Consider the following 6,594-nt stretch of genomic DNA (forward strand, 5'->3'; position numbering starts at 1 on the left):
TAAACTTCATATTTAGAGCGCCTCCTTGATGGTGTTGGGTTATTAACCCGTCGACAAACCCATCATACCGAGGCGCTCCTTTTTTGACAAAGGCCAAATCTTAGGCCTTACAGGAATGTTTAGCTTAATAAAAAAGATGAACAGTTTCGTCAGGATGCGATAGAACCAAAAACTCTATGGTATGCTACTGTTAAAAAATAGAGAGCCAACATTGAAATTTCAATCCCCATATATTCTGTCATCTAAAAAGGTGGACTTGTAAAAAACATCAATAAATTCTTATCGTCCTTCCCCATTATGTTATAGAGGACTACGAGGAGAGAAAAGAAAGTTAACCAAAATTTAAGAGTCTTTAACATGGATTTCCATTCCTCTTTTTGTTTATAGACGTTAATGGAACAGTTAAGTTACGAAATAGTATTAAGAATATCAATTAACTCTGATACTTTCATTATGAATAGAATAGAGAGTATAAAATAACGCTAGCTTATGTTGTGTATTAGCGTCCGGATGCGTCATTAAGCTATTTAAAAAAATTATTCATTTTCTAATGAACTTTTCTTTTTCTTTGTTTAGAAATTTAATTCCTAAGTCTATTGCATGAAATATCGCCTTCCCAACAAGGCATTCATTATAAATCTGTTTCTGTTTAATGAGATTCGGATCGTTTTCACGCTTACTAGGTAAAGTATCCACTTTAATCCATTCCAATTGAATTATTCCCATTTTTATTCCTTCCTCCGGTATTACTAACGGGAAACGAAACAATGGAGTGGTTTTCAACTGATGCACTTCAAAACAAATTTTTTCATGCTTTAATAAATTTGCTGCGTACCTTAAACCATTTAGGTATTTTCCGTCATTATCATTATCTTTTATAACATGGTAATTTGGATTAAAATGCATTTCATCAGCACTGAAAATTAAATCTAACAAAGATTTCAAAGCCATAAAGACCTTGTCATTATCATCGCTATAGTGTACATCGTTCAAGTGTTGGTATGCTGCGTCAATTGAACGGTGATATAACTCTAATCTTTTAACCTTTTTTTCATTTATATTCATGAAGAATCCACTCCCTTTATGTCTTTTTTCGACATCGAAAGATGGAATCCTTCAATTTTGCTAAGTCGCATGATCGTCCAGATGCGACAGAAAAAGACCAACAATTAGTATGTTGGCCGACTCCAGTAAATCCTTATTCAACTATCGTGTCCCGTTAGTTCAATCAATTATCTTCCAAAATGCTATCTACTCAGCTTTAAAGGTGATTTCCTTACTCATTAACTTTTACAAACGCCAACATTTCATTAACGTACTCTCGTGCTTAAGCGAGTATAGAAAGTCCTAGATAGAGTAACAACAAACTTACAGCTGTCGATTTCAACTGGTTACCCTTCCAATTCTTCGCGTTTCTTTTCCACAAGTTCGTTCACATCAAACATCTCTATTGGACCAAGACCCCTTTCGTTCAACTGTTTCTGAATATCAATGTTTGAATCAAGTTTTTCAATGGTTCCCTTTTCTGTATCCAGAAGTCCATACTCCGTTTTACTATCATAATCGACTCTTTTGTAAAGCACATAGACAGCATTCCATCCGACTTTTTCTACACTAGGTTCAACCACTTGTGGGGAACCATCAGGTTTTTTTTGGATAAAATTAAGCCCAGGGTTGCCCCCATATAAACGATACTCGTTGGGCAAAATGAGAATTTCTGGCTGACCATCCCTATAATCATAGACTGCTGATTGAATACATCCTGATAAGGTTAAAATTATTATGGGCAACATAAACATAAAAAACTTTCGCATTTATTAGTCCTCCTACCAAAACGAAGAATTTAAAATAACTCATTGGAATTAGCGATTTGAATGAGCAACAACGGTTTATGCCACATACCATTAACTTGAGTTGTCTTTCAAAACTGCTTCATGTGTAGAGCAATTACCTTGAATTTAAGTTCGTGATGTTATTGAGCAATCCTGCCCGTTAGCTTAATCAAGGAATCCATAAGCATTCTCTGATTTTTCACAAAGTTTCTTCGTTATTTCTCCCATATTAGCTTTCAATTTCTCAATTAGTCCTCTTTCAATTATTAATGATTCAAGAACAGATACTACTAACACTTCCTGAACCCTTTCATTACTTAAAGCCATTTCTTCAAGAAAATTAAAAATACTTTTTCCAACAATTCCCTCATAATGAGTCTTTATTATGAACGGAGTAACCACAATACCAAATATCACGTGTGGTAAATCTTCCTGAAGCCATTCAATTTCCTCTTCATAGTACGGCTTTATTTGTGGTACTTCAGCTAATAATCGTTTAGTTAAGTCTTCATACTCCAAATTAATTCACCCCAAATAGTCCTTAAAAATGCTATTGTTTCAAGTATAGCTTAAGATGAGTTTCCGTACTAACCTGCCCTTTAGTTGAATAGCGGCAGATTTCTAAAAGGGATCTACCGCTATTCTATGCTAAAAAAATCGTCGATACATTTCTCTCCTGCATTCGCCACGAAGTTGTGCGTATATTTGCGTGGTTGAGGCTTTCTCATGACCCAGCATACCTTGGATGAAATCCAAGGGAGCACCGTTATCAAGGAGTTGACAAGCATAGGTATGTCGAAAGCGATGCGGATAAACATTCGTTTCAATCTCTCCTCGATCTGCAAGCCGTTTTAATGCCCATCTAATTGTAGGAATAGCCATGCGTTTAGTTGGGTTGGTATCCGTTACGAATAAGGCTTTACAGGTATCTCTACGACTGGTCAGGTACTTCCTTAACCATACTTTGCACTCTGTCGTAAAGTACACTTCTCTCTGCTTGGAGCCCTTACCGTTTACGACTATAGAGCAGTTTTCCCAGTTGATATCCTCGATATTTATCCTCTCTACTTCCCCGACTCGACAGCCAGTACAATAGAGAAGTTCAAGCAGCGCTCTTTCTCTTAATGATTGGCACGAGATCTTAAGATGAATAACATCTTCCTCGACTAAAAACTTAGAAATTCGCTTGTCCAATTTGGGTTCTCTTAGTTTTAAAGAAGGATTTGAAATAAGGTAAGTCTCTTCATACGCATAGCGAAATAGGGATCGGACGAAACGAATTCGATGCCCTAGGCTGCTTGGCTTCAAACGTTCTGCTTGTTTCGCCAAATATTGCTTCAGCATTGGCAATGTAATCTCCGCTATCTCGGGATCACCTAGTTCCGTCATTAGCATTTTGTTCTGGAGGACGTAGGCGTTCAATGTTCTCGGACTATATCCTTGAATTCGTTTATCAGCCTCATATAGATACCACAACTCACTTAAATTCATAATAAAACCTCCCCTTAGAAGCTATTACATCTAGGTTTGCTTCTAAAGAGAGGTTTTAATCTTCTAACCTGCTTGTGCTAGCGTGTCCCGTTAGCGTAATGCATTACGCTACTGTTCTGATTCAATCGTTTCCCATAACGAATCCCGTGACACATTTAAATATTTCAATTGCTTCATACCATAGAGGAAATCTGGCTTCCGATTGATCATGCTCATTCCTAAGTCCAAGATTCGCAGGTGCTTCAGCTTCTCTAGCTCGAGGGGTAGCTCATGGATCGAGGTGTATTGAATCGTAAGTTGCTCCAGTTGTTCCAACTTTCCAATCTCCGGTGGGATGCTGTTTAGGCTGATCTCTTCCTTCGGCTTAACCCGATACCCGGGAGCCGGCCGATCCGAGCTCGCACATTGGATGCAAAGCTCTCTCAGGTTCTTCAGTCTGGCTATTGATGCGGGAATACTCTCCAAATCAGCCGTCATGATTTTCAAGCGTTCAAGCTTGCTTAATTCGAACAGCCCTTCGGGTAGACGATAAAGATCCTGTTCAAAAATTTCTAGATCACGCATCTCTGTAAGCTCCCGGATTCGCTCAGGCAGCTCTGTCAGCCCATGTCCGCTTATATACAGCCGGTCGGTTTTATGCTTAATGGCATCATCTAGCAGACGATTCAGGTCCCGGTGAGACTTTAATTCCAAAAAAAGCCCTGTAATTCGATCCATCAGTTCAATTGCTTCTTCCTCAGTTACTTCCATACCATACATATGTTCATGGACAACCGAGTAAAGGTAGTCTCCGCCACCTTCTTTCAAGAAACACAAGTCTTCCGGCAGGCTAGGATAAATCCAATCCGACAGGCGGTTTGCCATTTGCTTCAGCACATACCCGCTTTCTTCGCAGCATCTATAAAAATAGTAGGTTCCTGCAGTATAAAAGGCATTACTGCGATAGGTATTTCTTATTTGTGTAAACTCATCCCTATTATCACCTTGGATTATGATTGTTTTCACCAGATAAGGTTCCAACGCTTCCAATACGCTTGTGTAATGGCTCCTTACCACATCACCCGGAATTTTCTCCCCAAGTACAAAACATTCCGAGTTCCGTATTGCCAAATCTATTACCTGCTCGTTAGCTTCACCTTTAGGGTCTGTATACATTCTCATCCCATAAGTCTCCATTCCCATTCAAAGTAATAATATTTCTAATACATAATACCATAAATTGGAACTATTCTGCCCTTTAGCTTAATAAAGAAAGAGAGCAGCTGCGTAGCAAACTGCTCCTTTGTTGTTCCCCTATCGTATCCCGTTAGCGTAACGAACAAGTATGTCATCCTAGTTAAGCCCATCTTCTGAATAAGATAATGACCGTACCGAATAGTGCTAGGAATACACTTATATCCACGTTTGAAACGATTTATTGACCATCTTTACATTATTCATTTTTGCCCAACTCTTTAAATCCGTGATACCTCTATCCTCATCCTTTGAATACCTAAATGCCATATCTGCTGGGACGATTTTCCTCCTGTAAGGTAATATCCCGATAACAGGTTTAAAGTACCCTCTGATCATAATCACTTTAATATCCCTCGAATTAATTATATTCCCATTTAATATGATTTGCTCACTGGATAGGCTTAACTCGGTTGGTTTCTTGAAAAATATTCTGTACAATGCAAGTAACAGTACAACTAAACATAGAAGAACCGCTGTTAACGAAACGTAGAATACATCTCTGTTATCCCCTGATCTCAATACAAGAATAGATTGACTCAATATAAGAGCAATCATGCCTATGATGCTTCCAATACTTGATGGACTCTTAACTGGATGCGTTATTTTCCTCAACATTGCCCCCCCTGTTCAAATCCCGTATCTTAGAATACCACATATTGGAACTATCCTGCCCGTTAGTGCAATAAGCTCAAACTGCTAGAAATATAATAGAGTAATAAGAAAGCTAGCATGATAATAATAGCTACTTTTGATAATTGTTTTAGTTTTTTATTTTCAAATGTCTTATTTAGTAAATAAAAGAAACCTAAAACCCATAACCCGTCTTTAAAAAAGGCAGCAAACGTAGTTGTAATCATATTTACATTAAAAAATAAACTATTGATAAATGTTCCTCCTCTTATATTTAGAAGTGTAATCACAAATTAGTTTCATATGTTAAACGTAATGAGTATAAAAAGGTTACAAGTATAGGTTCCACTATCCTGCCCGTTAGTTCAATGAAAAAAGCAGGCTACCGTAGCTCCTGCTCATCAATGTGTATTATTCAATTAAAGTGTCCCGTTAGTTCAATGCTTCGCTAACCATATCTTCATTGATTTTTATTTTAAAAATAGACGTATGACCATTAGCCCAAATTTTATCTGTTCTAACTTGAAAGCTCCACTGAAAATTAGATGCGGGGTAAGTAATTAGTAAACGAATATTTTGATCTTGATACTTGTTTTTTAAAGCATGTTCGAATTGGATTTTAGAAAAAGATAACAAGGACAGATATATCATAACCACAGATAACGAAATTATAATTATAAGTCGCCCTCTACTAAAAAATAATGCGGCAATCAAGGCAAGTAAAAGAAGATACATAAGAAAATAATCAACACTATTGATAATATGAAAATCAGTTTCCTCTATAACAAACGGATAAAATAAAGCCACTCCATTACCGATGTAATCAATAACAATATGGCTGAACACCGCAATTGAGACTGTAAGCCACAATTTTTTAAATGATATATCCCTTAAAAGAAATTTTGCTAATATTCCAATCAGCATCCCTATCAAAGGGACAAGTAATATAGAATGAGCTAAATCGTTCCCAAAATATTTTGGAATATCAGGTGAAATTGCCGATAATCCACCAATGATGTATATAATTAAGCGTTTTTTTCGTGATATATAATCATTTTTAATTATAAAATATGCTAAACAAGCCCCTAATGAAAAATGAATAATTTCATGAAAGATGTATCCCATTGTCCCCCACACACTCCCATCTACTTTTCATAACATTTCTGAATCTGGTTACTATTTATCGTTGGAATATATAGATATGTTAGCAAAATATTATTGATTATACCATATTATTTCGGACTGAATACGGTTTAACGTAAATATCGCTATACTGCCCGTTAGCTGAACAACGGCAGCCGATCCACTTACCAGCTGCCGTTGTGTCTTTATTGAGCTATCGTGTCCCGATAGCTTAATAAGATATTTTACTTAGTCATTATTTATTAAGATTTTATGTCTTTAT

The 6,594-nt window shown here is 36.8% G+C and carries 7 protein-coding genes; all 7 read right to left on the minus strand.

What is annotated here, in order from left to right; translation table 11 throughout:
* Nucleotides 1-540: 540 nt before the first annotated feature.
* Entirely contained in the window at nucleotides 541-1,065 is a 525-nt protein-coding gene (locus tag AC1D69_RS24835; protein WP_495458790.1) for a hypothetical protein, read from the minus strand.
* Between the two features lie 326 nt (nucleotides 1,066-1,391).
* On the minus strand, nucleotides 1,392-1,814 hold the full coding sequence (locus AC1D69_RS24840) for a hypothetical protein (protein WP_495458791.1): 423 nt from the start codon (nucleotides 1,812-1,814) through the stop codon (nucleotides 1,392-1,394).
* Nucleotides 1,815-1,997: 183 nt separating this feature from the next.
* Nucleotides 1,998-2,351 (minus strand): DUF7674 family protein, encoded by a 354-nt coding sequence (locus AC1D69_RS24845; protein WP_495458792.1) that lies wholly within the window; start codon nucleotides 2,349-2,351, stop codon nucleotides 1,998-2,000.
* A 129-nt stretch (nucleotides 2,352-2,480) separates the two neighbouring features.
* Nucleotides 2,481-3,323, minus strand: coding sequence for a tyrosine-type recombinase/integrase (locus AC1D69_RS24850; protein WP_495458793.1), 843 nt, complete (start codon nucleotides 3,321-3,323; stop codon nucleotides 2,481-2,483).
* A 108-nt stretch (nucleotides 3,324-3,431) separates the two neighbouring features.
* Nucleotides 3,432-4,484, minus strand: coding sequence for a leucine-rich repeat domain-containing protein (locus tag AC1D69_RS24855; RefSeq protein WP_495458794.1), 1,053 nt, complete (start codon nucleotides 4,482-4,484; stop codon nucleotides 3,432-3,434).
* A 231-nt stretch (nucleotides 4,485-4,715) separates the two neighbouring features.
* On the minus strand, nucleotides 4,716-5,171 hold the full coding sequence (locus tag AC1D69_RS24860; protein WP_495458795.1) for a hypothetical protein: 456 nt from the start codon (nucleotides 5,169-5,171) through the stop codon (nucleotides 4,716-4,718).
* Nucleotides 5,172-5,621: 450 nt separating this feature from the next.
* On the minus strand, nucleotides 5,622-6,314 hold the full coding sequence (locus tag AC1D69_RS24865; protein WP_495458796.1) for a metal-dependent hydrolase: 693 nt from the start codon (nucleotides 6,312-6,314) through the stop codon (nucleotides 5,622-5,624).
* Nucleotides 6,315-6,594 lie beyond the last annotated feature (280 nt).

The organism is Paenibacillus sp. Y301 (assembly GCF_059445505.1).